At 67.7% G+C, this 23,785-nt stretch carries 28 protein-coding genes; 9 read left to right on the forward strand and 19 right to left on the reverse strand.

All coding sequences use genetic code 11. The features are described 5' to 3' along the window. Positions 1–4 precede the first annotated feature (4 nt). Genes sctO through HNP48_RS27920 form a run of 14 tightly spaced genes read right to left on the reverse strand, consistent with a single transcriptional unit; the run spans position 5 to position 9,725 of the window. Complete coding sequence (gene sctO, locus HNP48_RS27855; RefSeq protein WP_184863361.1) at positions 5–511, reverse strand: type III secretion system stalk subunit SctO; 507 nt, start codon at positions 509–511, stop codon at positions 5–7. Then, positions 508–1,848, reverse strand: a complete 1,341-nt coding sequence (gene sctN, locus HNP48_RS27860) for a type III secretion system ATPase SctN (RefSeq protein WP_184863553.1) — start codon at positions 1,846–1,848, stop codon at positions 508–510. The genes sctO and sctN overlap by 4 nt, the downstream gene beginning before the upstream one ends. Before the next feature lie 44 nt (positions 1,849–1,892). Beyond that, positions 1,893–2,534: an HrpE/YscL family type III secretion apparatus protein gene (locus HNP48_RS27865; protein ID WP_184863363.1), complete on the reverse strand. Its 642-nt coding sequence runs from the start codon at positions 2,532–2,534 to the stop codon at positions 1,893–1,895. After that, complete coding sequence (locus HNP48_RS27870; protein ID WP_184863365.1) at positions 2,504–3,211, reverse strand: hypothetical protein; 708 nt, start codon at positions 3,209–3,211, stop codon at positions 2,504–2,506. Before HNP48_RS27870 ends, HNP48_RS27865 begins: the two co-directional genes overlap by 31 nt. 20 nt (positions 3,212–3,231) lie before the next feature. Continuing rightward, on the reverse strand, positions 3,232–4,068 hold the full coding sequence (gene sctJ / locus HNP48_RS27875) for a type III secretion system inner membrane ring lipoprotein SctJ (protein ID WP_184863367.1): 837 nt from the start codon (positions 4,066–4,068) through the stop codon (positions 3,232–3,234). Continuing rightward, complete coding sequence (gene sctI, locus HNP48_RS27880) at positions 4,065–4,487, reverse strand: type III secretion system inner rod subunit SctI (RefSeq protein WP_184863369.1); 423 nt, start codon at positions 4,485–4,487, stop codon at positions 4,065–4,067. Before sctI ends, sctJ begins: the two co-directional genes overlap by 4 nt. Positions 4,488–4,504: 17 nt before the next feature. Further along, the gene (locus HNP48_RS27885) at positions 4,505–4,855 is read right to left on the reverse strand and encodes a hypothetical protein (protein WP_184863371.1); all 351 of its coding nucleotides are present in this window, start codon (positions 4,853–4,855) and stop codon (positions 4,505–4,507) included. A gap of 52 nt (positions 4,856–4,907) precedes the next feature. Then, positions 4,908–5,408 (reverse strand): tetratricopeptide repeat protein, encoded by a 501-nt coding sequence (locus HNP48_RS27890; RefSeq protein WP_184863373.1) that lies wholly within the window; start codon positions 5,406–5,408, stop codon positions 4,908–4,910. A gap of 25 nt (positions 5,409–5,433) precedes the next feature. Next, positions 5,434–6,297 carry a type III secretion system translocon subunit SctB gene (gene sctB / locus HNP48_RS27895; RefSeq protein ID WP_184863375.1) on the reverse strand — a complete coding sequence of 288 codons (864 nt, stop codon included), beginning with the start codon at positions 6,295–6,297 and terminating at the stop codon, positions 5,434–5,436. 28 nt (positions 6,298–6,325) lie between these two features. Next, a complete protein-coding gene (gene sctE / locus HNP48_RS27900) occupies positions 6,326–7,459 on the reverse strand; it encodes a type III secretion system translocon subunit SctE (RefSeq protein ID WP_184863377.1) in 1,134 nt (377 codons plus the stop codon). Between the two features lie 11 nt (positions 7,460–7,470). Continuing rightward, entirely contained in the window at positions 7,471–7,968 is a 498-nt protein-coding gene (locus HNP48_RS27905) for a SycD/LcrH family type III secretion system chaperone (protein WP_184863379.1), read from the reverse strand. Between the two features lie 46 nt (positions 7,969–8,014). Further along, a complete protein-coding gene (locus tag HNP48_RS27910) occupies positions 8,015–8,698 on the reverse strand; it encodes a hypothetical protein (protein WP_184863562.1) in 684 nt (227 codons plus the stop codon). 34 nt (positions 8,699–8,732) lie between these two features. Next, positions 8,733–9,389 (reverse strand): hypothetical protein, encoded by a 657-nt coding sequence (locus HNP48_RS27915; protein WP_184863564.1) that lies wholly within the window; start codon positions 9,387–9,389, stop codon positions 8,733–8,735. A 36-nt stretch (positions 9,390–9,425) separates the two neighbouring features. After that, a complete protein-coding gene (locus HNP48_RS27920) occupies positions 9,426–9,725 on the reverse strand; it encodes a hypothetical protein (RefSeq protein ID WP_184863381.1) in 300 nt (99 codons plus the stop codon). Positions 9,726–9,906: 181 nt separating this feature from the next. On the opposite strand from HNP48_RS27920, the gene sctW reads away from it, so the two are divergent. The 5 genes from sctW (at position 9,907) to sctV (ending at position 14,459) form a co-directional block, all read left to right on the forward strand. After that, on the forward strand, positions 9,907–11,013 hold the full coding sequence (sctW, locus tag HNP48_RS27925; RefSeq protein WP_184863383.1) for a type III secretion system gatekeeper subunit SctW: 1,107 nt from the start codon (positions 9,907–9,909) through the stop codon (positions 11,011–11,013). A 1-nt stretch (position 11,014) separates the two neighbouring features. Beyond that, on the forward strand, positions 11,015–11,395 hold the full coding sequence (locus HNP48_RS27930; RefSeq protein WP_184863385.1) for a hypothetical protein: 381 nt from the start codon (positions 11,015–11,017) through the stop codon (positions 11,393–11,395). A 113-nt stretch (positions 11,396–11,508) separates the two neighbouring features. After that, on the forward strand, positions 11,509–11,931 hold the full coding sequence (locus HNP48_RS27935; protein WP_184863387.1) for a hypothetical protein: 423 nt from the start codon (positions 11,509–11,511) through the stop codon (positions 11,929–11,931). 5 nt (positions 11,932–11,936) lie between these two features. After that, entirely contained in the window at positions 11,937–12,338 is a 402-nt protein-coding gene (locus tag HNP48_RS27940) for a hypothetical protein (protein WP_184863389.1), read from the forward strand. Between the two features lie 12 nt (positions 12,339–12,350). Beyond that, positions 12,351–14,459 (forward strand): type III secretion system export apparatus subunit SctV, encoded by a 2,109-nt coding sequence (sctV, locus tag HNP48_RS27945; protein WP_184863391.1) that lies wholly within the window; start codon positions 12,351–12,353, stop codon positions 14,457–14,459. 74 nt (positions 14,460–14,533) lie between these two features. On the opposite strand, the gene HNP48_RS27950 is transcribed toward sctV, so the two are convergent. After that, positions 14,534–14,866 carry an STAS domain-containing protein gene (locus HNP48_RS27950; RefSeq protein WP_184863393.1) on the reverse strand — a complete coding sequence of 111 codons (333 nt, stop codon included), beginning with the start codon at positions 14,864–14,866 and terminating at the stop codon, positions 14,534–14,536. Positions 14,867–14,979: 113 nt separating this feature from the next. On the opposite strand from HNP48_RS27950, the gene sctD reads away from it, so the two are divergent. The 3 genes from sctD to HNP48_RS27965 all read left to right on the forward strand — a co-directional run bounded on the left by sctD (position 14,980) and on the right by HNP48_RS27965 (position 17,059). After that, positions 14,980–16,491: a type III secretion system inner membrane ring subunit SctD gene (sctD, locus tag HNP48_RS27955; RefSeq protein WP_184863395.1), complete on the forward strand. Its 1,512-nt coding sequence runs from the start codon at positions 14,980–14,982 to the stop codon at positions 16,489–16,491. Positions 16,492–16,505: 14 nt separating this feature from the next. Beyond that, positions 16,506–16,766, forward strand: a complete 261-nt coding sequence (locus HNP48_RS27960) for a hypothetical protein (RefSeq protein ID WP_184863397.1) — start codon at positions 16,506–16,508, stop codon at positions 16,764–16,766. A 62-nt stretch (positions 16,767–16,828) separates the two neighbouring features. Continuing rightward, positions 16,829–17,059, forward strand: coding sequence for an EscF/YscF/HrpA family type III secretion system needle major subunit (locus tag HNP48_RS27965; RefSeq protein ID WP_184863399.1), 231 nt, complete (start codon positions 16,829–16,831; stop codon positions 17,057–17,059). Between the two features lie 103 nt (positions 17,060–17,162). Here the strand turns inward: HNP48_RS27965 and HNP48_RS27970 are convergent, their stop codons facing one another. Both HNP48_RS27970 and HNP48_RS27975 read right to left on the reverse strand, forming a co-directional pair. Further along, complete coding sequence (locus tag HNP48_RS27970; RefSeq protein ID WP_184863401.1) at positions 17,163–19,262, reverse strand: hypothetical protein; 2,100 nt, start codon at positions 19,260–19,262, stop codon at positions 17,163–17,165. Positions 19,263–19,281: 19 nt separating this feature from the next. Beyond that, on the reverse strand, positions 19,282–19,734 hold the full coding sequence (locus tag HNP48_RS27975) for a type III secretion system chaperone (RefSeq protein ID WP_184863403.1): 453 nt from the start codon (positions 19,732–19,734) through the stop codon (positions 19,282–19,284). A gap of 262 nt (positions 19,735–19,996) precedes the next feature. On the opposite strand from HNP48_RS27975, the gene HNP48_RS27980 reads away from it, so the two are divergent. After that, positions 19,997–20,446: a type III secretion system chaperone gene (locus HNP48_RS27980; RefSeq protein WP_184863405.1), complete on the forward strand. Its 450-nt coding sequence runs from the start codon at positions 19,997–19,999 to the stop codon at positions 20,444–20,446. Positions 20,447–20,710: 264 nt separating this feature from the next. Here the strand turns inward: HNP48_RS27980 and HNP48_RS27985 are convergent, their stop codons facing one another. Together HNP48_RS27985 and HNP48_RS27990 are read right to left on the reverse strand one after the other, a co-directional pair. After that, a complete protein-coding gene (locus HNP48_RS27985) occupies positions 20,711–22,504 on the reverse strand; it encodes a phosphoethanolamine transferase (protein WP_184863407.1) in 1,794 nt (597 codons plus the stop codon). A 243-nt stretch (positions 22,505–22,747) separates the two neighbouring features. Then, entirely contained in the window at positions 22,748–23,692 is a 945-nt protein-coding gene (locus HNP48_RS27990; RefSeq protein ID WP_184863409.1) for a LysR family transcriptional regulator, read from the reverse strand. Positions 23,693–23,785: the final 93 nt, after the last annotated feature.

A 23,785-nucleotide genomic window follows, 5' to 3' on the forward strand; every position in this document is an offset into this window, starting at 1 on the left:
TGGGTCATGCGGCGTGCTCCGGGTCGTGGGTTTCCCAGTCTTCGCGGTCGCGCCTGACGCTGGCGGCCTCTTCCATCTCCAGGTCTTCCTTGCGCTCGACCTCGCGCAGTTGCGCATCGGCATAGTTGCGTGCGAGGTCGACGAACTTGGACTTCTGGCGCGATGCCTCCTGGTGCGCGGCACGCGCGGCGTCCAGTTTCTGGTTCTGCGCCTCTTGCGCGCGCCGGGCCGTCTCCACGGCGTCCTGCTGTGCAGCCTCACGTTGGCGCAAACCGGCCACGGACAGCTGCACATCCTCGATCTCGCGCAGCCGCACGATGCGCGAGCACAGGTCGCGGTAGAGCGCGGTTTCGGTCTCCAGGCCTTCTTGCATCAGGCGCGCGAGCAGGGCCTCGGCCGCGGCGCGGGCCGCCTGCGCATCGGCCAGCGCCTGGCGCTGCACGCGCACGGCACTTTCGGCCTGGCCCTCCCGGAAGGCCTTGATGGCCAGCAGGTCGCGGAAGATGCTCATCGGCGCACTCCCGATCCGACCAGGCCGGCCAGCTTTTCCAGCGTCTGCGGCAGGCTGGAGTGTTCGTCGGTGCGTTGGCGCAGAAAGGTGCGGATGGCTTCCACCTTGTCGATGGCCTCGTCCGTGGTGGGGTCGCCGCCGCGCTTGTACTCGCCGATTTTCACCAGCAGCTCGACCTCTTCGTACTTGGCCATCAGTTCGCGCAGGCGGCCGGCCAGCTTCTTGTGCTCGGGCGTGACGACGGCGTTCATCACGCGCGAGGCCGAGGCCAGCACGTCGATGGCCGGGTAGTGGTTGGCCGCCCCCAGCTTGCGCGAGAGCACGATGTGGCCATCCAGGATGGAGCGCGTCTCGTCGGCGATGGGCTCGGTCATGTCGTCGCCCTCGACCAGCACGGTGTAGAGCGCCGTGATCGAGCCCTTGTCGTTCATGCCCACGCGTTCCATGAGCTTGGGCAGGGTGGCAAACACACTGGGTGGGTAGCCGCGCCGCGTGGGCGGCTCGCCTGCGGCCAGGCCGATCTCGCGCTGCGCACGCGCGAAACGCGTGACCGAATCCATGAGGAACAGCACCTTCTTGCCCTGGTCGCGGAAGTATTCGGCAATGGCCGTCGCCACGTACGCGGCCTTGGCGCGCTCCATCGACGATTTGTCGCTGGTGGCGCAGACGATGACGCTCTTGCGCCGTCCTTCCTCGCCCAGTTCGTGCTCAAGGAACTCGCGCACCTCGCGGCCGCGCTCGCCGATCAGCGCGACCACGGTCACGTCCACCGCCGCGCCTTTGACCAGCATGCCCATGAGGGTGGACTTGCCGCCGCCAGCCGCCGCGAAGATGCCCATGCGCTGGCCTTCGCCGCAGGTCAGCACCGAGTCGAGCGCACGCACGCCCAGCTCCAGCGGCTCATGGATGATGCGGCGCTTGAGCGGGTCCGGCGCCTCGGAGAACACGGGGTAGAACTTGGTCGCCTCCAGCGGGCCATGCACGTCTTCATCCAGGGGGCGGCCCAGGCCATCGAGCACGCGGCCCAGCAGGCCGAAGCCCACGGGCACCATGTGCGCGCGGCCGGTGGGAATCACTTCGGTGGCCGACGAAATGCCGTACATGTCGCCGATGGGCGTGAGCAGGGCCGCATCGCGCGCAAAGCCCACCACCTCGGCCTTCATCTCGAAGTCTTCGCCGGGGTTGCGCAGCACGCAGACCTCGCCCACCTTCACTGTGGGCACCACCGCCTTGATGATGGTGCCGATCACCTGCGTGACGCGGCCCTTGATCTGCAGCACCGGCGTGTCGTCCAGCGCCAGCTGCATCATTTCGGCGATGTAGTCGAACTGGCGCACCGAGCGCGCCCCCCCTTGGGGCAGGGCCTTGGCGATGGCAGCGTTCATATGCGGCTGCCCAGCACTTTCTGGAAGGCGTTCTGCAGGGCTGCGATCTGGCCGTCGATGCTGGCTTCGACCAGGCCGATCTCGCTTTCCACGATGCAGGACTCGCCGCGCAGGCGCGCGTCGGGCACGATGTCCAGGTAGCCGACGCCGGGGTAGGCCGTCAGCAGCTCATTGACCCGGGCGCGCACCCCGTCCACACGCGCGGGTGGCAGGCGCAGGGTCATCTGCTTCTGGTTGCGCACCACGGTCAGCGCGTTCTTCACGACCAGCAGCACGCGCTCCTCGTCGTCGTAGCCGTCGATGATCTTGCGCACCGCGCTCATCACCAGGGCGACCATGTCGGTCTCGACCTTGGCGAAATAGTCCACCGTGCGGCTCACGGTCTCTATCATCTTCTCGGCCTGCTCCAGTTGCGCCTCCGCCAGGCCCTCCGCGAAGCCGCGTTGGCGTTCTTCCTCGAACGCGGCCTGGGCACCGGCGACGATGGCGTCGGCCTGCGCCCGGGCTGCGGCGAGCAGGCCCTCGGCATCCGCCCAGGCGGCCACTTCGGCCGCCTTGACGACGCGCGTGCCCGGCGCGATGCGTGCGTGCAGCGTGCGGGCGGGGGTCAACGGGTTGCGGGGAACGAGGAAAGCCATGGCGTGTCCAGTCGGGCCAGGAGTTGCAGGCACAGGCCGCGCGCGTGCGTGGCATCGAGCCTGCTTGCCGTGCGCACTGGCGTCGCGTCGGCGTCGGGTGAGAGTTTCCAGTCGGCACGGAGGCGCAACGGTGCCGGTGCATCGTGCCAGGACTGGGCCAGCAGGCCGGCACCCAAGTGGTCGGCCGCCAGGGCGTAGTCGGCAGCGCCCTGGCCCTGCAGCCAGAGGCTGGTGTCGTCGAGGCCGGGGTGCAGTCCGGCCGCGTCGGTGCGGACCCAGTGCAATGCCTCGCTCCCCAGGCCTTCGCGCGCTGCCAGCACCTGCTCGCGCACGATGGCCTGGCGCAGTTGCCGCCCCAGCAGCAGCACGCCGGCGTCGCGCACCAGGCGCTGCAGCAGCGCGGGCGCCGCCAGCGCCAGCGGCAGTGCGGGGTGCATGAGGTCGGCCACGGGGCGGGCATCATCGCCCAACCGGTCCAGCAGGTGCTGCGACCAGCGCTGGTGCAGGCTGCGCTGCGCAGCCGGGTGCCCGGCCAGCGGGCCGAGCGTGGCCGCCTCGGGAAACCACGCAGCGGTGCGAAGTGGGTGCAGCGTGTGGCTGGGCAGCAGGTTGAACGCTTGCAGCCGCACGAACAATGCAGCCGTGGCGGGTGAGGAAGGCGTGGGCAGGGCGGCCATCAGGGGGGCAGCTCAGTCCGTCACACTGGGCGGGCGGTGGTGGCCACCGCGCCCGGCGGCGTGTTGCCACGTGCGGGCAGCAGGTAGCGCCAGACCACGTAGCCCAATCCCGCCAAGGCCAGCACGAGCAGTGCAGCCAGGCTCCACAGCAGGGCCGAAAGACCGCCGGCAGTGCTGCGCGGCACGTCGAAGCCCCAGACGCTGGCGGTCTGTGCGGCGGCGGCTGCGGCCGGGGTGGCACGCGGCTGGGCGCCGACGAAGATCACCGACACCCGGTCGGCCGTGAGGCCGGGAATGCTGTTGGTCACCAGGCGGCGGATCTGCGGCTGGATGATGTCGAGGTTGTAGCCGTCCTGGTGCTTGATGAACACCGCCGCGGTCGAGGGCACGCCGGCTTCGCCTGCGGTGCCGCGTTCGGGCAGCACCACGTGCACGCGCGCTGCCAGCACGCCGTCGATCTTGGACAAGGTGTTGGACAGCTCCTGCGACAGCGCATAGATATAGCGGGCGCGCTCTTCCAGCGGCGAGGAGATCAGGCCTTCCTTCTTGAACACCTGGCCCATGCCGGCGAAGCGCTCGCGCGGCAGGCCGTTCTCGCGCAGGATTTCGAGCGCGCGGCCCACCTGGCCCGAGTCGACCTGCACACCCACCTGGCCGTCCTTGCCGGGGGTTTTCTGCGCCGGGATGTCGGCCTTGAGGAGGGCTGCGAGCACATCGTTGGCCTCGTCTTCAGGCACGGCACCGAGAAGGTCGACACGCGCGCCGCAGGCGGCCAGCAGCAGCGCGCACAGCACCACTACCAGGCTCTGCCAAAGGCGCCGGGCAACCAGGAAGGAGGGCAGGGCGGGAGCGTTCATTGCAGGCGCAGCAGTTGGTCGAGGTTCTGGGTGGAGCGGCTCACAGCCTTGCCCACGAGGTCGTATTGCACCGACACCTGCACGAGCTGCAACTGCAGCTTGAGCAGGTCCTGCATGTTCATGTTCTTGTCGCTGGCGTCCAGCACCGTGGACACGGACTTCCAGGCCGACTGGAAGTCGCTGGAGACATTGTTCATGCCCGACAGGATGCGCTCGCCCATGGAGCCCTGCGTGGTGCCGGCGGCCGTGGCCGGCGCCAGTGCGGCCTGTACCGCCTCTGCCACCGGGGTGGGCTGGCCCATGATGGCGCCAAAGCGCGCAGCCGCAAGGCTGTCGGGCGCCGCCATGGAAGCCGTGGGAGCAGTCAGCGCCTGGGTGGCGGGGGCGATTGCGGCGAGGGAGCCGATGATGGGGTCCATGGCTGGTGTCCTTGGCGTCAGGGCGAGAGAGGTGCGTGGCTGGCGGGAGCCTGGGGTTCGCCCAGCATGCGGCGTGCCAGGCGCAGACCGTCATTGTCGGCGTCTGGCGGGGCATTGTGCAGCAACTCGCGCAGCAGCCGGGTGCTTTCGCTGGTGCGGCCTTCCAGCTGCAGCGCCAGCGCGCACAAGGCCGATACGGTGTCGGCGTCCTCGCCGGGAGCGAGCTGCGGCAGGGCGCGCTGGAGCCGCTGCGCGGCCTCGGCCGCACGCCCGGCATTGAGCAGTGCCATGGCCGGCCCCACGTGCGCGAAAGCGCGGTCCGGCCGCACATGCGCAAGCGCGCCGAAGATGCGTTCGGCGCGTGGCACGTCGGCCTGGCCCGCGGCAAGAAAGCCGATCTGGGTCAGCAGGCGGATGTCGTCAGGCTCCAGCAGGGACGGCTCCTTGGGCCGGGCCGCGCAGCAGGTCCATCAGTACCTGCGCGCGTTCGCCGGCCTTGGTGTTGGTGGTGGCATTTTCCTTGCAATACTGCAGCACCAGCTCGACGTTCTGCCGGGCTTCGTCGAACTCGCGTTTGAGCAGCAGGCATTCGACGATGGCGATGGTGTGGTCGACGTTGGCGGTGTCGATGGTGGCGAGGAACGAGTAGACGTTCAGTGCCTCGTCGTAGCGCTCCAGCATGCGGTAGCACAGGGCCAGGCCCTGCAGGTAGGTGACGTGGGTGGGCTTGTACAGCGTGAGCAGCGAGAAGTAGCGGTAGGCCGTCTCGTAGCGGCCCTGCACCACCAACTGGTGGGCCAGGGCGTAGATCGCCTCGGTGTCGCTGTTGGACAGGCGCGAGCTGGATGGCAGCGATTCGAGTGCGTCCTTGAGGTCGAGGATCGACTGGACGGTGCTGCTGTCGTGGATGGGGTTCGACATGGCGGCGGGTTCCCTCGTTCGTTGGTCAGATGTTGCGGGAGATGCCGCGGTTGGTCTCGATGGCGGACTGCTGGATCGACTGCAGCTTGTCGCGCACGTCGCGGATCACGTCCATCATCTGCTGCATCATGTCGTTGGCGTGCTGGACCGCAGTCTCCTGGACCTTGGCCTGGGTTTCCAGCTGCATCTTTGCCGCGTCGGCCTTGTCGGCCGCCAGGGTGAAGCTGGCGCCGATCATTCCACCCATGCCTGCGCTGATGCCGCTCATGGCCTGGCCGTAGTTCATCTGGGCCTGGCCCGTGGCAGTGAGCTTGGCCGCGTCGACCTTGATCCCCGTCAGCTGTACCGCCTTGGGGCTCATGCCATCTGCCTGGTTCTGCATCTGCGCACCTTTCACGGTGTTGTTGACCGAGATGGCCGACATGCCTGCCTGCATGAGACCGCCAGCAATCTGCATGGCGCCTTGCGCAATGGCCGCCGAGAAGCGTTCTGCGGCCGCTGTCTTCATTTGTTCGGCGGCGTTCTGCAGCGAGGTGACCTGGGCCTGCATTTCGGTGGTGCGCTGGGTGCGGGCCGTGTCGCGCATCTGCTGGGCCATCTGCTGGAACAGCGCCATGAAGGCGTAGATGTCGGCGCTCACCTGGTTGTCCCCCAGGCTGCCCAGCACCGACATCGCGCCGGTGATGGAGCCGCCATCGGGCTGCTTGAGGCCGTCGGCAGGGTTGCTGCGATTGTCGCCCAGCAGCTTGGATGCGTTCAGCAGCGCGGTGAGGTCGGTCTGCTGGTTGGTGCCTGCACCTTGGGCGCCGCTCGGGCCGCCGGCCTGGCCGGCGTCGCCGACGCCGTAGAAGTTGGCGGCGCCGCCGCGGTTGATTCCGTCAATGCTCATGGGATGCTCCTTGTGCGCCGGCTGCGCGTCAAATGGTCTGCCCGCGGCCGGACAGATTGGCCGAGATCTGGGCCCGGCTCTCGCCGGCCGAGTTGATCATCTGGCTCACGATGTTCATGCCTTCCATCATCTGGTCCATCACCTTCTTGATCTCTTCGCGGTCTTCTTCCATCTGCTTTTGCATCTTGGCGAGAACGGCGTCGATGCCTTTCTTGTCGGCCTGGATCAGGGAGGCCTGCTTTTCGTCGTAGGCGACGGCGATGTCCACGCCACCCTTGGCGGCCTGGGTGACGCCGCCAGCGATGCCGGCCACGGCCTGGCCGATGCGGGCGGCCGTGAGAACAAGCTTCTGCATGTCGCTCATGGCCGAGGCCCCGCCGGTGAGCGCGATGGAGGCCGCCATGATGGCGATGGTGGCGACCACCGCGAACGTGGCCGAGACGATGGCGGCCTGCTGCTCGTCGGCGCCGAAGGCCTTGGCCAGTTCGCCGAAGCCCTTGCCGATCAGCGAGGCGGGGTCCATCCAGCCGGCCACATCGTCAAAGCCCTTGCCGCCATTGGCCTTGTCGATCTCGCTGGCGATGCTCACGATCGACGTGGCCAGGCCAAGCACCGCCAGGGCGAGCAGGGGAGCTGCGGCGCCACCCGTGGCGGCTGTCGCCACGGCGGCGGCGACCACGGCGAACACGGCGGCAACGGCGGTGAAGATCTTCTGGAACCATCCGAGGATGCCGCCGGCCTTCTGCTTGGATGCGGCGTCCTCGCACTTCTTGATCCAGTCGTTGATCTTGTCCATCGCCTGCTTGTTTTTCTCCTCCATCTTCTTCTTGTTGGTCGTGATGCCTTCCTTGGCCGTGGACAGCTGGGCTTCCTGGGTCTTGCCTTGCAGCACCAGCAGTGCGGCGGCCATGTCCTCGGCCGAGAAGTTCATGGTGACGCCGTCGATCTGCGGCGCGCCGTTGGCGTTGGTGATGCTGTTGCCACCGCTGGTGCTGCCGGGCTGGCTCGTCTGCAGCACGCTGGCCAGTTTGGTGAGCTCCTTCAGCGCCTGCGTGGTATCGAGGTTGGCCTGCTGCAGCCGATCGGTCATCGCGGTGCTCAGGTCGCCTCCCTGGGAGGGGGTATAGATCGGGGCGCCTGGGATTCTGGTGATGTCGGTCATGGAAACCCCCTTCAGTGCGTAGCGGTCTTGCCTGGGGCGCCGAGCAGATCCAGCATGGTCTGGGCGCGGGACTTGAGTTCGGCGCGCTCGGGCTCGTCGCTCTGCAGGAGCACGTAGTGCAGCGCTTCCTTGGCTTCGGTGGTGTAGCCCAGGGCGATCATGCATTCGGCCGTGTGGTAGGTGGGCAGGGGGTCACCCATGTCCATCAGCGAGGCCATCGAGTAGTACTTGATGGCTTCCTTGTAGCTCTTGAGCATCTGCAGGCTGGCTGCGAACGCGTTCATGAACCGCTTTTCCATGTGGTTGTGGGTCACGAGGAAGCCGAAGGTGCGCATGGCGTCCTGGTAGCGGGCCTGGCCGTACAGGCTGTGGCCCAGGGCGTACAGGACTTCGTAGTCGGTGTCGTCGTAGTTGTAGACGGAGCCGAGCGTCCCGCCGTGGGCCAGCAGCTCTGCGATCTGCTCGGGCAGGTTCTCGGGAATCGACGTGGGAAGCGTCTTGGTAGTCATGGTGTGCTCTCTCTCGATATAGGGGGCGGGCGCTTCGGCTCGGTCTTCAGCGCATGTTGCCGAGGATGGAGCTGCGGGCGTCCTGCATCTTCTTGATGAAGTTGGTCATCAGGTCGAAGGCCTCGTTGCGCTTGTTGGAGAGGCTTTGCAGGCGCAGCATGTCCATCTGCTGCGAATTGCTCATGCTGTCGATCTGCGACTTGACCTGCTGGATGTAGCCATCGAGCTGGCCCTTGTTCACCGTGGACGGGTTCTCGGTGATGGAGACGATGCCCTTCTTGCCGCTGTAGTCGCTGGAGCGGAACGCCCAGTTCTTGCTCTTGTAGTCGTCGGCTTCCTTCTTGCCGGCTTCGTCGACCTTGATGACGGAGCCGTCCACCAGCTTCACGTTCCAGGACTTTTCGAGGCCCTGCATGTCGGCAGGCAGGGTGATGCCGGCGCTCTGCGCGGCCGCCTTGATGTCGGCGGCGTTGGCCGAGGACAGGTTGACCGCGTCGCCGGCCTTCGCATCGGTGGGCATGCTGGCCGCCGCCTTGTTGAGCGTGCCCAGGAGCTGGTTGAGCTTGGCGATCTGGTCGTTCTTGGCCTGCACCGAGGAAATCTGGTCCTTCAACTGCGCTTCCAACAGGTTGGCGCGGTTGGTCTGGACGGCCATCATCGCGCTTTCGAGGTCCATGCCCTGGATATTGATGGGCGTGGCACCTTGGACAGTGTTGAGGTTGACTGACATGAGAGACTCCTCTGTGCAGGTGGTTGTATGTCGATCAACGCATGTTGCCGATGATGGAGCTGCGGTTTTCCTGCATCTTCTTGATGAAGTTGGTCATCAGGTCGAAGGCCTCGTTGCGCTTGTTGGAGAGGCTCTGCAGGCGCAGCATGTCCATCTGCTGCGAGTTGCTCATGCTGTCGATCTGCGACTTCATCTGCTGGATGGCGCCGTCCAGCTCGCCCTTGGTCGTGCTGCCATTGACGCCGCCGGGGTACCAGGACGACTTTGTGACCGAGCCGTTGGCATTCGTGGTGTCTGCGGTGCTGTTCTTGTTGCTGTTGTTGTTCCAGGCCTCGGTGCGGCCGCCGCTGCCGTTGTTGCCGCTCATGGGGAACGGGCGGATGCCTGCAGCGTCCAGTGCACTATTGAGCTGCTTCTCGGCTGCGTAGTCGTTGGCGCTGATGGCGTTGGTGATCTTGTCGCCGGCCTTGGCGTCCGACGGCATCTTGGCCGCGATGGCGTTCATCAGGCCGAGCGCCTGGTTCAGCTTGGCGATCTGGTCGTTCTTGGCCTGGACCGAGGCGATCTGGTCCTTGAGCTGGGTTTCCAGCAGGTTGGCGCGGTTGCTTTGCACAGCCATCATGGCCGTTTCCAGGTCCATGCCCTGGATGTTCATGGGGGTGACGCCGCCGATACCGTTGATGGCTGACATGTTGTGCTCCTAGGTGAAAACGATAGCTTGTTGGGTTCAGATCATGGTGCGGGGGCGCTTGGCGCCACCGGTGGGGGCGCCGTTGAACGACTGGCGCGCCTGCTCTTCGCGGACTTCCTGCTCCACCGCAGCCATGTCGGCGTCGAAGGCCTTGCGGGCTTCGGCTTCCGTGTCAAAGGTGGCCTGGCCCTGGGATTGCAGCACCGAACGCACCTTCTCGGGGTTGAGGCCCTGGCTGCGGTAGAACTCGTCGCCGGCGGCGAGCTGGCTTTGCACTTCGTCGATCAGCGCCTGGGCGCGGGCCACGATGTTGTTTTGATCGTCTTGTCCTGGCATGTGAGCACTCCTGATGGGTTTGGGGCGGGAAAGCTGGCGGTTGTCGGCCGCGACACCGGGTAAGTAACAGGCCTGTCGGGCCGGTTCCACGGGCATCGCAAATTTTTTGGTGCCCAGCCCAGGGAACCAAGTCGTCCGCGGCGTTACCCAGAGATACTTGCGTGCCGCACCGGATCCAGCCATGTCCCGAATAGATGCTTTCAACCCCGCCACGCCCTCCTTCGACACCGCCCTGCACCAGGGTGGAGCGCAGGGCGGGCAAAGCGCCGTTGGCCATTTTGGCGGCCAGCAGGTGCAGGTGGACGATGCCAATTCGGTACTGACCGACGCGGCCGAGGAAATCAGCCTGCACCACTCGGAAAAAGCCGAGTCCAAGCACTCGTCCGAGCGCCGGAAGGAAGCCACGCGCGCCATGGAGATGATGAGCCCCGAGGCCATCATGGCCTACATGGACGCCTCGCAGTCCCAGGGGGAGCCGGAGGAACTGGTGCAGCTTGCCAAGCGCATGCTGTCCGGCCAGGGCGACCCGGCCGCCCAGGCCAGGAAGGCCTTCGGCGAGCCGACGCAGCAGTTCATGGCGCTGCAATATGCGCTGCAGCAGGGCGAGCGCGAAGGCGCGGCCCCCGAAATCCTGGACAGCCTGCGCGAGGCGCTGGACGACCTGGAGATGGAGCACGGCCCGCGCATCCGGGCCGACATCAACACCATCGGCACGGCGGCCGAGGGCGCGCAAGGGCGCGCGGAGGTCAGCCAGTTCCAGGCCACCTACCGTGATGTGGTGCTGGGCAACAACAGCCTGTCCGGCACGCTGCGGCTGGCGCTCGAGCGCTTTGGCGACGGCGATTTCGCTGGCGGCCTGGCGCGCCTGATCAAGGCGCTGGGCAACGACCTGGCGGCGGCCCGGCCCTCGGGCGACCCCTCGCGCCTGCAAAGCCTGGTGCAGGACCTGTACCACCTGAGCGTGGCCGCCACCGTGCTGGACGACAGCCGGGCGCTGCTGGAGGGCCTGGCCGCCAAGCACGGCATTGCCCTGGGTTCAGCGCCCGGGCTGATGCAGGACCTGGTGGGCGTGAGCGCTGAAAAATGGGTCGCGGGTTCGCGCTTCACGGCCCTGGCAGAGAAATTCGGCGCCGGCGGGGTCGCGCCCCAGATCCAGTTCCTGACCGGCGTGAAGCTGCTGCTGCGCGACATGCCGCCCAAGGTATTCATCGACGCGGACCAGCGTCAGACCGTATTCCAGGCGGTGCAGGATGCACTGGACGCCGCCATCGACCGGGAGGACTATTGATATGGCCGATCTGCGGCAGGCATTGGCCGAAATGGGCCACGACATCGGCATTCCCGAACTCGCACCGGGCCCCCAGGGCGAGCTGCAGTTGCGTTTTCCCGACACGGGCGCCCTGCTGGGGGTGGCGCAGCACGAGGACACCGTCGTCGTGCACTATGCCGAGCCGGTGCGCTACGACATCGCCGCCCTGGTGCTGCGGGCCATGCGCCAGGCGGCCAAGGTGCCCGAAGCGGCGCAGGCCGTGCAGGTCGGCCTGCGCAGCACCCCGGCGGGCGACTGGCTGGTGCTGGCCACGCGCTTCCCCGTGCAGGAGGCGGGTGCGCGGCGCATCCGCCAGGCGGTGGACTTCCTGCGCCAGTGGCTGGCCACGGTCGAGCCGTGAATTTGCGCCCCGGCGGGCAGGCGGCCTGGAACTTCCTGGGCGCCGTTGTTACCCACCGTACAGGCGCGGCGGTTCGTCCGGCGCGCTGACCCCTTTTGTTGCAAGGAAACGCCATGTCCAACGTCTCTCTCGGCCACCTGGCCTTCGACCGGGGCATCGACAGCATCACCTATGCCCGCCAGGAGGGGCTGCAGGCCCTGCCAGAGCGCGAGGAGGCCCCGCCGCCCGACCTGGGTACCCGGCCCCAGGTGGAAACCCTGCTGTCCCTGCTGACGCTCGACGATGCGCTGGAGTCGGCGATCCGCCCCCAGCTCGAAAACCGCGACCTGATGGTGCCTGCACGCTTTCGCCAGGCGCTGGAAGATGCGCTGGCGCGCCTGACCGATGCCGCCGAGCAGGCGCAGCCCGCCGCTGCCGGTGGCGACAATGCGGGTGAGGGCGCGCGCGTGCTCAACCGTGCCGTGCGCCTGCTCAAGGAAGAGTGCGGCCTGCGCGATCTGCTGCAGATGTACCGCAGCGCCCTGTACCAGGGCTAGGGCGGATGGCTGACCTGCAACCCGCCGCCGTGCCCGCGCTGGGCGCCGACATCGAGCTGATGGACCTGCTGGCCTACGTCTATCTGCAGAACAACCGGCCCGACAAGGCGGCCGTGCTGCTCGCCGCCCGCGACGTGCTGGCGCCCGACCACCCACGCGCCTTGCTGACCCTGGCGCTGGCCCAGGTGCGCGCGGCCAAGCCAGCCCGCGCACTCGATACACTCGACCGGCTGGCCCTGCTGGGTGCCATGGACGGCGCCTTCCACCTCGTGCGTGCCCAGGCGCTGCAGGCCCTGGGCCGTGCCGACGAGGCAGCCGGTGCCATGCGCGCCTTCATCGCCCTGCGTGGCGCCGAGGCCGCTGCGGCCCCAGGCGCCGCCTCCCCTGCGACCCGCCCTTCCGCATAAGAACCCCCTTCCATGTCGCAGACCGCCACCGCCAACCGCCTGCAGCGCATTGTCCAGGTCGCCACCAGCCGCAACGACCTGGTGCTGGCCTTCTTCCTGGTGGCCGTCATCTTCATGATGATCCTGCCGCTGCCCACCTGGCTGGTGGACACGCTGATCGGCATCAACATGACCGTCTCGGCCATCCTGCTGATGGTGGCCATGTACCTGCCCTCGCCGCTGGCGTTCTCGTCCTTCCCTTCGGTGCTGCTGGTCACCACGCTGTTCCGGCTGGGCATCTCGATCGCCACCACGCGCCTGATCCTGCTGCAGGGCGATGCCGGGCACATCATCTTCACCTTCGGCAACTTCGTCGTGGGCGGCAACCTCGTGGTCGGCCTGGTGGTGTTCCTGATCCTGACCATCGTGCAGTTCGTCGTCATCACCAAGGGTGCGGAGCGCGTGGCCGAAGTGGCGGCGCGCTTTTCGCTCGATGCCATGCCGGGCAAGCAGATGTCGATCGACGGCGACATGCGCGCCGGCACCATTGACATGGAGGAGGCCAAGCGCCGGCGCACCATCGTCGAGAAGGAAAGCCAGCTCTACGGCGCCATGGACGGCGCCATGAAGTTCGTCAAGGGCGACGCCATTGCCGGCCTGATCATCGTGGCCGTGAACCTGCTGGGCGGCATCGTCATCGGTGTGATGCAGCGTGGCATGACGGCCGGCGAGGCGGCCAAGACCTATTCGGTGCTGACCATCGGCGACGGCCTGATCGCGCAGATTCCGGCGCTGTTCATCGCCATCTGCGCGGGCATGATCGTCACGCGCGTGCAGTCGGGTGACGGCCCGTCCAACGTCGGCAAGGACATCGGCCAGCAGGTGCTGGCCCAGCCGCGCGCGCTGCTGATCGCCGCCGCCGTGGCCCTGGGCATGGGCCTGATTCCCGGCATGCCGCTGCCGGTGTTCCTGATCCTGGCGGTCGTCATCGGCACCGTGGGCATCGTCATCATGCGCGGCACGCGCCGCGTGGTCGACGAGAAGACCGGCGAAGTCACCGAGGTGCCGGCCATGCAGCCCGCGGGCGAGAAGCCCAAGAAGAAGGCCACCGATGGCAGCGAGGAATTCGCGCCCACCGTGCCCCTGCTCATGGACGTGGCCGCGGGGCTGCAACAGGCCTTCGACGCCGACGTGCTCAACGAAGAGCTGCTCAAGATCCGCCGTGCCCTGTATTTCGACCTGGGCGTGCCTTTCCCCGGCATCCAGCTGCGCTTCAACGACGCCCTGCCGCCCGAGAGCTACAACATCCTGCTGTCCGAGGTGCCGGTGTCGCAGGGGCGGCTGCGGCCTGGCTGGCTGCTGGTGCGCGAGAGCACGGCCAACCTGGATGCGCTGCAGATCGTCTACGAGAGCGACCGCAAGTTCCTGCCGCACATTCCCACGCTGTGGGTGTCGGCCGAACTGCGCGACACGCTGGGCCGCGCGGGCATTCCGTTCATGGACCCGAGCCAGGTGCTGACCTACCACCTGGCCTTCGTGCTCAAGAAGTACTCGGCCGATTTCATCGGCATCCAGGAGACGCGTTTTCTGCTCAGCGCCATGGAGGGGCGTTTCCCTGACCTGGTCAAGGAGTCGACGCGGGTGCTGCCGATCCAGAAGATCGCCGAGATCCTGCAGCGCCTGGTGTCCGAGGACATCTCGGTGCGCAACCTGCGCGCCATCCTGGAGTCGCTGATCGAATGGGGCCAGAAGGAAAAGGACTCGGTGCTGCTGACCGAGTACGTGCGCTCCACCCTCAAGCGCCACATCAGCTACAAGTATTCGAGCGGGCAGAACATCCTGCCGGCCTACCTGCTCGCGCCCAGCATCGAGGACACGGTGCGCGGCGCCATCCGCCAGACCTCGGCGGGCAGCTATCTGGCCCTCGATCCAACGGTGAGCAAGCGCCTGGTGGACAACATCAAGAAGACCGTGGGCGACCTGGGGGCAAGCGCGCAGCGGCCGGTGCTGCTCACGTCCATGGACATCCGCCGCTACCTGCGCAAGATGATCGAGCAGGACCTGTACGAATTGCCTGTGCTGAGCTACCAGGAGCTCACGCAGGAGATCAACATCCAGCCGCTGGCGCGTATCGACCTGTGATGCAACAAGCCTTTTTCACAGCCCGCGCCACCCGGACCACCAAGGGCCCCCGCCGCGGGCACAGCCGTGGCCGTTCAGACCTTGGACAGGCCTTCGTCCAGCGTGTCGGTGACCGCGAACAAGGTCAGGAAGCCGCTCATGTCGAACACCTCGCGCACCATGTCGCGCAGGCCGACCAGCACCAGCTTGCCTTTGCTGGCACGCAGCTTCTTGCCCGCGAGCAAGACCACGCGCAGGCCGGCGGAACTGATGTAGTCCAGCGCCGAGAGGTCAAACACCACGCGCTGCGTGCCAGCCTCGAGCTGCTCGGTGATCACGCGCTCCAGTTCGGGCGAGCTGCTGCTGTCGAGGCGACCGCGCGGGCGCAGGATCAAGATGTCGTCGCGGCGCTCCTGTTCGAGGTTCATGGGCGCAATCCTTTGGGTCGTGGATGGAGAAAAGAAGTCCTGGGACTTCGGCTCTTTCCATTGTATGGGCCGCGCTGCGGTTCTCGGCGTGTGCTGCGCGCAGGGGCCTTGCAATGAGCGCGCAGCCCGACGACCTGGGCCAGGACACCGAGCTGCGCGTGCTCAGCGGCTGCCATGCCGGTGCCCGCGTGCCGCTGGCTGCGACCCTGCGCATTGGCGCGGGCGACGATTGCGACCTGATCGTGAGCGACATGGCCCTGCCGCCCGGCGCACAGGCCTGGTTGCAGGCAGCCGCAGGCCATTGGAAGGTGCTGGCCCAGCCGCGGCAGGCCGGCGCGGCCAACGACGCCACCGGCCCTGACGCTGCAGATGAAGCCTGGGTGCCTCCCACCGCCTGGGGTGGTGTGGCACGGCTGGGCGGTGTGGCCATCACCGTGAGTGCGCCCCATGCCGCCTGGCAGGCGGTGCCTTCGGATGAGGCCGTGGCCACGGCCTCCGTACCGGCTCCCGTGGCCATGGCCGATGGGCCGACGCCGCTGCAGGACGCCTCGGTGCAGGGCGCTGCGGCCCCGGCGCCGGCTCCAGGGGAGCCGTCCACACCCGCCCCCGTGGACGCAGCGGCGCCCGCGGTCCTGGTGCAGACCCCGGCGGTGGCGCGGGCGCGCAGCTGGCACCCTGCCTGGGTGGTGGGCGCGGCCCTGTGCGTGCTGCTGCTGGGCGTGTTCGCGTCCTTGCTCACCGGGCGCGGCCCTGGGCCCGCGGCACCGTCCGCCGCAACGCCTGCAGCAGGCCCCTCCCCTGGGGATGCGGCGCGCCAGCAACAGATGGTGCGCGACATTCAGCGCGCCATCGCGGTGGTGGATCCGGCCTTGCGCCTGCAGATCGACGTGCTGCCCGATGGCCGGGCGCGCGTGAGTGGATGGGTGGCAGGCATCGAGCAGTTCGATCGGCTGGCCGAAGGCCTGGCCAGTATCCGGCCCACGCCGGCGCTGGCCGTGCGCACCGCGTCCGACCTGCTCGATGACCTGAGGGCGGTGGGAGGCAGCACGGGTGCATCGCTGCGCTTCGAACTGCTGGGCGCCGGCCGGGTCAAGGCCTTGGGTGGGGTGCTCACGACAGAGGAGCACGACCGCGTGCTCGCGCAATTGCGCGAGCGCCTGCCACCGGGCATCGAGATGGTCGACGCGCTGCGCGTGGCCGAGCAGCAGGGCCCAGCCATACAGGACTGGCTGCGCCTGGCAGGATTCGAGGCGGCCGCTGTCCGCTGGGACGCCACATCGCAGCAGATGGCGTTGGCGCTGGACATTGCGCCTGGGCGGCGCCCCGCGCTGGAGTCGCTGCTGGCACGCGAGGGCACACCGCTGTCGGGCATTGCGTTTACCTTGCTCGTGCGCGAGACCGCGCAGGCGGCCGCCAACACGGCCGGCACGCCGCTGGTGCACGCCAGCGTGGCACCGCTGCCTTTTCGCATCCGTGGTGTGGTCGGCGGTCCCGTCCCCTACGTGGTGCTTGCCGATGGCAGCAAGCTGCTGCCCGGTGGACAGCGTGCTGGCTGGCGCCTGGCCGAGATCGAGCCCGACCGCCTCGTTTTCGAGGGGCCGCGCCGCCTGGTGGTGCTGAGATGAACGGCGGTGGCAGCATGAAACTTCTGGTGCCCGGGGTCGACCGGTCCCTGCAGGCGTCGCCCGGGCCGTTGAGCGATCTGGAGCACGCATTGCAGGGCGAACATGCCGCGCAGGCGCGCGAACAGTCACTCGCCGCCCTGGATGCCATGGAGGCCCGGCTGCGCAGCGCTGCCGCCGCCGGCCTGCCGCCCGCCGACTATGCGGTGCTGAGGGCATTGCAGGACGCTTGTCAGGCGGCCCGTGAAACGCTCACAATGCCAGTGCGCCGTCTGTAGAAAGCCTTTTTTCCGCGTTTCCCCCTTTTTTTTGACCCCACCCCATCCTTCAGGAGTTCGCTATGGCCGGTATCAACTTCAACAACCTCAACAACACCCTCGGCAAGGTCTCCCAGGCCCGTGAAGCCGAACTGCAGAACACCATCACCAGCATGGACGACTCGGCAACGACCACGGATCTGCTCCGATTGCAGCAGCAGATCCAGCAGTGGACCATGTTCACGCAGATCCAGAGCACCGTGGTCAAGGAAGTGGCCGACGCCATGAAAGGCGTGATCCAGAAGGCTGCCTGAGCCGGGGCTGCACCGCAGCCGCAGAAGAAAGCCGCGCATTGCGCGGCTTTTTGTTGCCAGTCGCCGCCGCCCGAAGGCTGCAGCGCTGCCTGCGCTGTGGACCTCAGCTGCGCAGCTGTACGTTGAAACGCAGAGAATCGGCCACGCTGACGCTGTAGTCGGGTGCGATGCGCAGGCTGAAGGAGAAGGTCGCGTGGCTTTGCGCCGGGTCGACCGGCACGGAGGGAGAGCCATCGAGCGGGCTCACGCTATCGACATTGGGGCGCGAATAGTCGAGGGTGAGCCGGATGCCTCCGGCAGGGTCGGCCTCCATGCGGTAGCCTGATACCCCCTGGCCTTCGGGCACGCCGGGGGAGCCATCGGGCGCCTGTATGCCCAGGTCCCCGCGCATCATGCTGGCCATCAGCGGCGCCATGGTCTGCTGGTTGGCGTACTGGCTCACCAGCATCTTCATGCGGTCGTCGCCACCGGTGAGGGTGTGCAGCAGGGCGGCCGACTGGGCCGCGTCGCCTTGGTGGACCGTCTGGCCGCCAATGGTCACGGTGGAGCGCGGCCAATCCTTGCCGGCCTGCTCGCAGATGCCGTCCTGCGTGGCGGTGACCAGGCCGTGGCCGGCAGGAGGGGTCAAGACGTCCTGGTTGAAGGCCTGGGCGGCCGAGCCTGTGAGCGAGCCGGGCAGGTCCTGGGGCTGGTTGTCACGCGGGTTGATGGAGATGTGCACCTCGGCGCCGCGCCGTTCGATGCCGAACTTGTCCGACTGGCCGCCCAGCTTGGCCGTGGCCTCGGCGATCTGCTGGCGCACGGCCATCACCTCGCGCAGGGTGCCAGCGTCGTTTTTCTCGGTCGCCGCGTCCTGGATGCGGTTGAGGGCCTCTTCGATGAAGGGCAGGCCGAACTTGTGCACCGACTGGCCCACGGCCTTGGCCGAAGCGTCGATGGTGCCAGCGGCAATGGCGTTGTCCACCAGTTGGGCAAAAGGCTTGGCCACGTCGTTCTTGAGCGTGCCTTTGTAGATGTGCTCCTGGCGGCGCATCTCGTCCGATTTGCCCTGGAACATGCTGCCCAGGAAATTGGTGGCATGGCCGATATTGCGGTCCAGCGCCGAGAAGAAGCGCGCGATGCCCTGGCCCACGCCCTGGTGCGGTTCGGTGCGGAAATAGGGCGGGCAGCCCACCGACTCGAACTTGACGAACAGGTCCTGTGTGCCATCCTTGGCGGCGAGCTTGTCGAACAGGATGGTGCCGCCCTGGCCGGGCAGCATGTTGCGGAAGTCCTCGATGCCGCGCTGGCTGGGCTTGCCGCTGGGGATCAGACCGGCGATCTTGTGCTTCTCATTGTGGTCCACGCGTTCACCGAAGTGGGTGGACATGCGCGAATCCGCCGTCGGGGCCGCCGCCAGGAAGCCGTAGATCTTGTTGCCCGGGTCTTTCATGACGAAGGAGCCGGAGGACGACATGTCGGTGACCTTCTGGCCGCCGATGGTGGCATGGTCCTGGCTTTGCTCGCGCTGCACGTCCTGCTGCGCGGCGGCGGCCATCATGTACCAGCTCAGGGCCCGCGTGGTGTGCACGCTGCTGTCCACCTGCACCGGTTGGCCGCCGACCTGCACCGTCACGGGCGAACCGCCGGCCGGGCTATCGCGCAGCGCCTCGGCCAGGCGCTCGCCGGTGGCGACCATGTCCTGTATCTGTTGCGCGCTCATGGGCGTGCCCTGCGATTGGGCATGCGCGGTGAGCTTCTCCATCACGCCCGGATTGCTCAGAATACCGCCCGGCAGGGGCTGGCGCATCTGCATGAGCTGCGGGTTGGCGTTTTCGAAGCGCTTGTCGGCGGCGGGTTCCAGCAGCTTTTCGTTGATCAGGCGCGGCACCTGCAGCAGCAGGCGCGTCGTGCCCACCAGGGCCAGCGCCGCCAGGCCCACCGGCAGGGCGATGGGGGCCAGAACGATGCCGGCCAGCACCTTGCCGGCGGTCTTGAAAAAGCCCTTGGCCTTGTCGGCCAGGCCCACAGACTGTTCACGCGGCTGGCCATCGCCGACCTGGATCTGGCGGCCGGCCAGAGCGCCCGCGCCCATGCGTGCCGGGCCGACGCCCTGCGGCGCCTGGCCCTGGCCTTGCGGGGCTGGTACATGCCCCTGGAGGCCCAGGGGGCCGATCCCGCCGAGGTTCGGCGGGGGAAGTGCGTGACCGATAGGACTGCTCATGGCGTGCTCCTTGGGCGGATCAGGCGCGAAGCCCCATGTGCGGGGGCATCAGCGGTGCGGCGCCGCCATCGGCTGGCGTGCCTTCGACGAAGGCCTTCCAGAACGCCGCAGTGTCGACGAAACCGCTGAGCAGGGCGGCCAGGGACTCGCCGGTCAGGGCCGCGTCGATGGCGATGCGGCCGCACAGCGTCACCGCCTTGGTCTCCTGCTGCAGGCCGATGGTGCAGCCGCCGGTGCCGACCCAGAAGTTGTTGGCTTCGAGCAGGGTGCGCGCAATGCGGTCCAGGTGCTCGGATGTGGGCGTGCCCAGGGTGGTGAAGAACAGCACATCGCCGCTGACCGGGCTGCCTTCGAGTTGCAGGCCGATGGGGAAGCCGTCGATGAGCACCTCTTCGGTGCGCAGCAGCGCTTCGCTGTCCAGCCCTACGTGGTGCGCGAATTCCTTCAAGACATCTTCGTAGCTCAGGCTCATGGGCGCTCCAGTTCGGTGGGTGGGTGATCGTGGCGCAGGGCAGGCCCCATCGGGGACCCCGCGTTCCCCGCATGAGTGACAGCAGCAGGGTGAAAGTTCCATTGCTTGCCGCCACGCAGCGGACGGCGCTCCAAGAGAGCGGCGTCCGGTCGGGACGGGATGACCACCCCGACCTCCTTCACGGCGCACTGGCAAGGCGTGGATGCGCAGTGTGAGCGCACCAAATGGCCGTCCTTTCGGCGCTTCGCCGTATACTTTTGCCATGTCCGAAGATGCTGTAGCCGCTGTGATTTCTGCGCTGGGAGAGTCAATAGGCATCCCTGGACTGCGGCCCGACGCCCATGGCTGCTGTCGGCTGCTGTTCGACGGCAATCAGGTGGTGGAGATCCATCCCTCCTCGGCGCAGGGACGTTGGCTGCTATCGTGCGTGCTGCGCGGTCGGCGCGCCGACGGCCCATCAGAGCTTCAGCTCCTGATGCAAGGCAACCATATGGGTGCAGGCTTCGGGGGCGGATGGGCTGCGCTGGATGGCCAGGGCCAAGCCGTGCTGCATCTGCCCATACCGTGGACGGAGGCAACTGCGTCGGCCCTTCTGCAAGCAATAGAGATGCTGCTGCAGAACGCTGAGCGGTGGATGCAGCGCCTTTCTGAAGGAGTGATGGGGGCGGCCTCTCTCTCTCACTCCGCGCGGGGCCTGCAACTGCGCGTGTGATTCACTGCGAGCGTGCTGTCCCGCTGATTCGATGGTCGATCGGGCCGCATCACCTCGTACCACTGTTGCTGGTCTATCGGGCCCCGGGGCAGGTGCCACCTGCTGCGCAATGGCCCAGACAAGTCCGGTCCACTCCCGCGCGACTGCCTCGCAGACCTTGTTGGCCTGTAAGGCCGTGTCCTGCATGGCCGGGCTGGTGATTGCCACCACCAGCAACCGCCCCAGCGCAGCGTGTCCACGACCAGATGGCGCTTGCGCCCCTGCTCAGGACTTGCGTGGCGCCGCCACCGGCCCATCGGCTTTGGCCTGCGCCGCCCCCGCATCCCGGCAAGGCGTGAACATGTCCTGCTCCGGCTGGTAAGCCCCCGTCTGCACATCCATCAACCCCAGCACCGAGTGGAAGTAATGGTCGTGCGTGATGCGCCGCTCGCGCAGGTCCTTCTGCAGGCAGCCCGTGCTCGCCCCCACGCGCGCCTGCATCGCGGGCGAGAGCCAGGTGATCCAGGGCACGTGCTTTTGCACATCGGGCGCAATCGAATAGGGCAGGCCGTGCAGATAGATGTTGTTCTCGCCCAGCGATTCGCCGTGGTCGGCCACGTACAACATCGCCGTCTGCGCCGTGGCGTTCTGTGTGCCTAGCCACTGGATCACGCCGTCCAGAAAACGGTCGATCTCCACAATGCTGTTGTCATACGCATTCACCACCTGCTGGCGGCTGCATTCCTGCAGCGCGGTGGATGTGCACTCGGGCAAAAACTTCTTGGCGTCGGGCGCAGAGCGCTTGTAGTACGCCGGCCCATGGCTGCCCAGCTGGTGCATCACGACCACCGTGCCGCGCTGGCGCTGCTCGGCGGGCAGCGCGGCGATGCGCGCGTCCAGGTCTTTCAGCATGATGCGGTCCAGGCACTCGCCCTGGTGGGCGCACAGTGCAGGGTCTTTCAGGTTGGCGGTGTTGGTATCGCCCAGGCGGTCGCACACGCCCTTGCAGCCCGACTGGTTGTCCAGCCACAGCACGGCCAGGCCGGCGTGGTGCAACACGTCGACCAGGCTCTCGAAGTTGGCCGAGCGCCCCTCATACCCGCTCTTGCCCAGGTGCGAGAACATGCAGGGCACCGAGGCCGCCGTGCTCGTGCCGCACGACCAGGCGTTGCCTGCGCTCACCAGCTCCTTGGCGCGGGCCGACAGCAGCGGCGTGGTGTCGCGCGCATAGCCATTGATGCCGAAATTGCCGCTGCGCCCCGTCTCACCCAGCACCAGCACCAAGAGCGGCGGCTTGGCCTGGCCCGCATAGCTGGCGCCCAGGTGGGCGTCGCGGCCCACGGGCACCAGGGTGCGCTGGTCCATGCGCAAGGGCTTGGTGGCCACGTTGCCCAGCGCGTACACGCTGTTGAGCGGGTTGATCAGATAGCGCAGCTTGGTGTGGTTGCGCATGGTGGACGAGAAATCCTGGAACACCGCCAGCAGGCTGCCCACGATGACCGCGATGGCCGCCAGCAGCAGCAGCCCGTTGTGCACCGCCTGGCGCAGCGGCGGCAGGCGCCGCACCGGCGTGCGCAGCAGCCACAGCAGGGGCGGCGCGGCCAGCGCCGCCACGGTGGCCAGCATGCGCAGGCTCAGCAGGTCGCCGGCCTCGTGCACATCGGTCTGCACCACGTTGGTCAGCATGCTGGCATCGATGGCAATGCCATAGGCCAGCATGAAGTAAGCGCCAAAGGCCGCCATCAGCACCAGCAGCACGGCCGCGGGCTTGAGCGTCCAGCGCCAGGCCAGCAGGGCCAGCAACCCCGCATTGCCCGCGGTGACGATGGCGCCGAACGCCAGCGCAAAGCCGTACCCGCGCAGGCTGCCCTGGCCGGGCAGGGCAGCCACCTCGCGCCACAGCGGCACATTGCACACCGTGGCCAGCCACAGGCTCACCAGCAGCACCACCCAGGCCGGGTGCAGCGCCGGGGGCGGCGTGGCAGGGCGGGGGCGGGTTGTGTGCGGTGCGGAAGAAGAGGGCGAAGAAGGAGCGGGCGGCGGCAGCAGGGGCCGCGGTAAGGGCAGGATCAGGCGCATGGAAGGCAGTCTCCAGGCCTGGCACTTACGGGCGCATTACCGCCAGATCGTTGCGGGTTCTGCGACAGCTCCTGCTGCAGCTGCTGCTGCAGTGCTGGCCCCGCGGTGCGGGAGCAGGAGGATGAGAAAAAGGCGAAGGGCCGGGCGGGGATCTGGAGCATGGACGGCAGTCTCCGGCCCCAGACTTAAGTGCACATTAATGCCGTCTTAGCGTCCCCTTAGCGCTTTCGTGGCTCCGTGCGATCAGGCCCCCGGCGCGCCATCCACCTGCAGCGCCGCCCGCACCACCAGGGCACGCAGCCAGCGGGCCGCGGGGTCGTTTTCCGAGCGGCGGCCATAGACCATGTCGATGCCGAAGGCCGTGTCCTGCAGCTCGGGCGGCAGGGTTCGTATGGCCGTGCCCGGGGGCGCCATGAGGCGCGCCACCCGTGCGGCCAGGGTGGCCAGCAGGTCGGTGCCGCGCACCGCAAAGGGCAGCGCCGCAATGTGCGCAAACGTGGCCAGCACCCGCCGCTCGCGGCCCAGGTGTGCCAGGTGCATGTCGATCACGCCGCGGCTCGACCCGTTGTCGCTGGGCACGAAAAGCGCATGCGGCCGGGCCAGGTAGGTCTCCAGGTCCAGGGCCTCATCGTCGCGGGCCGGGCCCAGCCGCTCATGGTCGCCGATGCAGACAAAGTGCTCCTCGTACAGCCGCTGCTGCAGCATGCGCTTGGGCGGGTCGAGCAGGCCGCCAATCGCCAGGTCGATGGCCGACTGGTCGAGCTGCTCGTACACCGTCTCGCGGTTCAGCCGCGCCACGCGCAGCGCCATGCCCGGTGCCTCGCGCCGCAGCAAGGCCACCACATGCGGCACCAGCACCATGTCGGCATAGTCGCTGGTCGCGATGGTGAGGCGCCGGCCCTGGGCGGCCAGCGGGTCAAAGTCGAGGCCCTGCGCCAGCGCGCGGCGCAGCTGCTCCAGCGCCAGCGCAATGCCCGGTATCAGCGCCTGTGCGCGCTCCGTGGGCAGCATGCCGTCGGCCGTGCGCACGAACAGCTCGTCCTGGAACACATGGCGCAGCCGGCCCAGCGCATTGCTCACCGAGGGCTGCGCCCGGTTCAGCCGCTGGCCGGCCAGGGTCACGCTGCCGGTCTCGTACAGCGCCTCGAAGGTGAGCAGCAGGTTCAGGTCCATCGACGCGAGGTTCATGCTGCCAATCTACCCCATGTGCCGGGCGCACGCGGCCGGCTGCACACCATGCATTCACGCCGTGGATACGACGCATACCGGAAATCCATTTCC

This window comes from Acidovorax soli, assembly GCF_014207955.1.
Taxonomy (GTDB): Bacteria; Pseudomonadota; Gammaproteobacteria; order Burkholderiales; family Burkholderiaceae_C; genus Acidovorax; species Acidovorax soli_A.

What these genes read in the sequence shown, in the direction of transcription:
- HNP48_RS27870 (WP_184863365.1), bottom strand. Translation starts at nt 3,211, where the DNA reads ATGGCCGCCCTGCCCACGCCTTCCTCACCCGCCACGGCTGCATTGTTC.
- HNP48_RS27915 (WP_184863564.1), bottom strand. Translation starts at nt 9,389, where the DNA reads ATGTCAGCCATCAACGGTATCGGCGGCGTCACCCCCATGAACATCCAG.
- HNP48_RS27950 (WP_184863393.1), bottom strand. Translation starts at nt 14,866, where the DNA reads ATGAACCTCGAACAGGAGCGCCGCGACGACATCTTGATCCTGCGCCCG.
- HNP48_RS27920 (WP_184863381.1), bottom strand. Translation starts at nt 9,725, where the DNA reads ATGCCAGGACAAGACGATCAAAACAACATCGTGGCCCGCGCCCAGGCG.
- HNP48_RS27990 (WP_184863409.1), bottom strand. Translation starts at nt 23,692, where the DNA reads ATGAACCTCGCGTCGATGGACCTGAACCTGCTGCTCACCTTCGAGGCG.
- HNP48_RS27865 (WP_184863363.1), bottom strand. Translation starts at nt 2,534, where the DNA reads ATGGCTTTCCTCGTTCCCCGCAACCCGTTGACCCCCGCCCGCACGCTG.
- HNP48_RS27975 (WP_184863403.1), bottom strand. Translation starts at nt 19,734, where the DNA reads ATGAGCCTGAGCTACGAAGATGTCTTGAAGGAATTCGCGCACCACGTA.
- HNP48_RS27930 (WP_184863385.1), top strand. Translation starts at nt 11,015, where the DNA reads ATGGCCGATCTGCGGCAGGCATTGGCCGAAATGGGCCACGACATCGGC.
- sctB (WP_184863375.1), bottom strand. Translation starts at nt 6,297, where the DNA reads ATGAGCATTGACGGAATCAACCGCGGCGGCGCCGCCAACTTCTACGGC.
- sctW (WP_184863383.1), top strand. Translation starts at nt 9,907, where the DNA reads ATGTCCCGAATAGATGCTTTCAACCCCGCCACGCCCTCCTTCGACACC.
- sctD (WP_184863395.1), top strand. Translation starts at nt 14,980, where the DNA reads ATGAGCGCGCAGCCCGACGACCTGGGCCAGGACACCGAGCTGCGCGTG.
- sctO (WP_184863361.1), bottom strand. Translation starts at nt 511, where the DNA reads ATGAGCATCTTCCGCGACCTGCTGGCCATCAAGGCCTTCCGGGAGGGC.
- sctJ (WP_184863367.1), bottom strand. Translation starts at nt 4,068, where the DNA reads ATGAACGCTCCCGCCCTGCCCTCCTTCCTGGTTGCCCGGCGCCTTTGG.
- HNP48_RS27985 (WP_184863407.1), bottom strand. Translation starts at nt 22,504, where the DNA reads ATGCGCCTGATCCTGCCCTTACCGCGGCCCCTGCTGCCGCCGCCCGCT.
- HNP48_RS27960 (WP_184863397.1), top strand. Translation starts at nt 16,506, where the DNA reads ATGAAACTTCTGGTGCCCGGGGTCGACCGGTCCCTGCAGGCGTCGCCC.
- HNP48_RS27935 (WP_184863387.1), top strand. Translation starts at nt 11,509, where the DNA reads ATGTCCAACGTCTCTCTCGGCCACCTGGCCTTCGACCGGGGCATCGAC.
- HNP48_RS27980 (WP_184863405.1), top strand. Translation starts at nt 19,997, where the DNA reads ATGTCCGAAGATGCTGTAGCCGCTGTGATTTCTGCGCTGGGAGAGTCA.
- HNP48_RS27890 (WP_184863373.1), bottom strand. Translation starts at nt 5,408, where the DNA reads ATGTCGAACCCCATCCACGACAGCAGCACCGTCCAGTCGATCCTCGAC.
- HNP48_RS27940 (WP_184863389.1), top strand. Translation starts at nt 11,937, where the DNA reads ATGGCTGACCTGCAACCCGCCGCCGTGCCCGCGCTGGGCGCCGACATC.
- HNP48_RS27905 (WP_184863379.1), bottom strand. Translation starts at nt 7,968, where the DNA reads ATGACTACCAAGACGCTTCCCACGTCGATTCCCGAGAACCTGCCCGAG.
- sctI (WP_184863369.1), bottom strand. Translation starts at nt 4,487, where the DNA reads ATGGACCCCATCATCGGCTCCCTCGCCGCAATCGCCCCCGCCACCCAG.
- HNP48_RS27910 (WP_184863562.1), bottom strand. Translation starts at nt 8,698, where the DNA reads ATGTCAGTCAACCTCAACACTGTCCAAGGTGCCACGCCCATCAATATC.
- sctE (WP_184863377.1), bottom strand. Translation starts at nt 7,459, where the DNA reads ATGACCGACATCACCAGAATCCCAGGCGCCCCGATCTATACCCCCTCC.
- HNP48_RS27970 (WP_184863401.1), bottom strand. Translation starts at nt 19,262, where the DNA reads ATGAGCAGTCCTATCGGTCACGCACTTCCCCCGCCGAACCTCGGCGGG.
- HNP48_RS27965 (WP_184863399.1), top strand. Translation starts at nt 16,829, where the DNA reads ATGGCCGGTATCAACTTCAACAACCTCAACAACACCCTCGGCAAGGTC.
- sctV (WP_184863391.1), top strand. Translation starts at nt 12,351, where the DNA reads ATGTCGCAGACCGCCACCGCCAACCGCCTGCAGCGCATTGTCCAGGTC.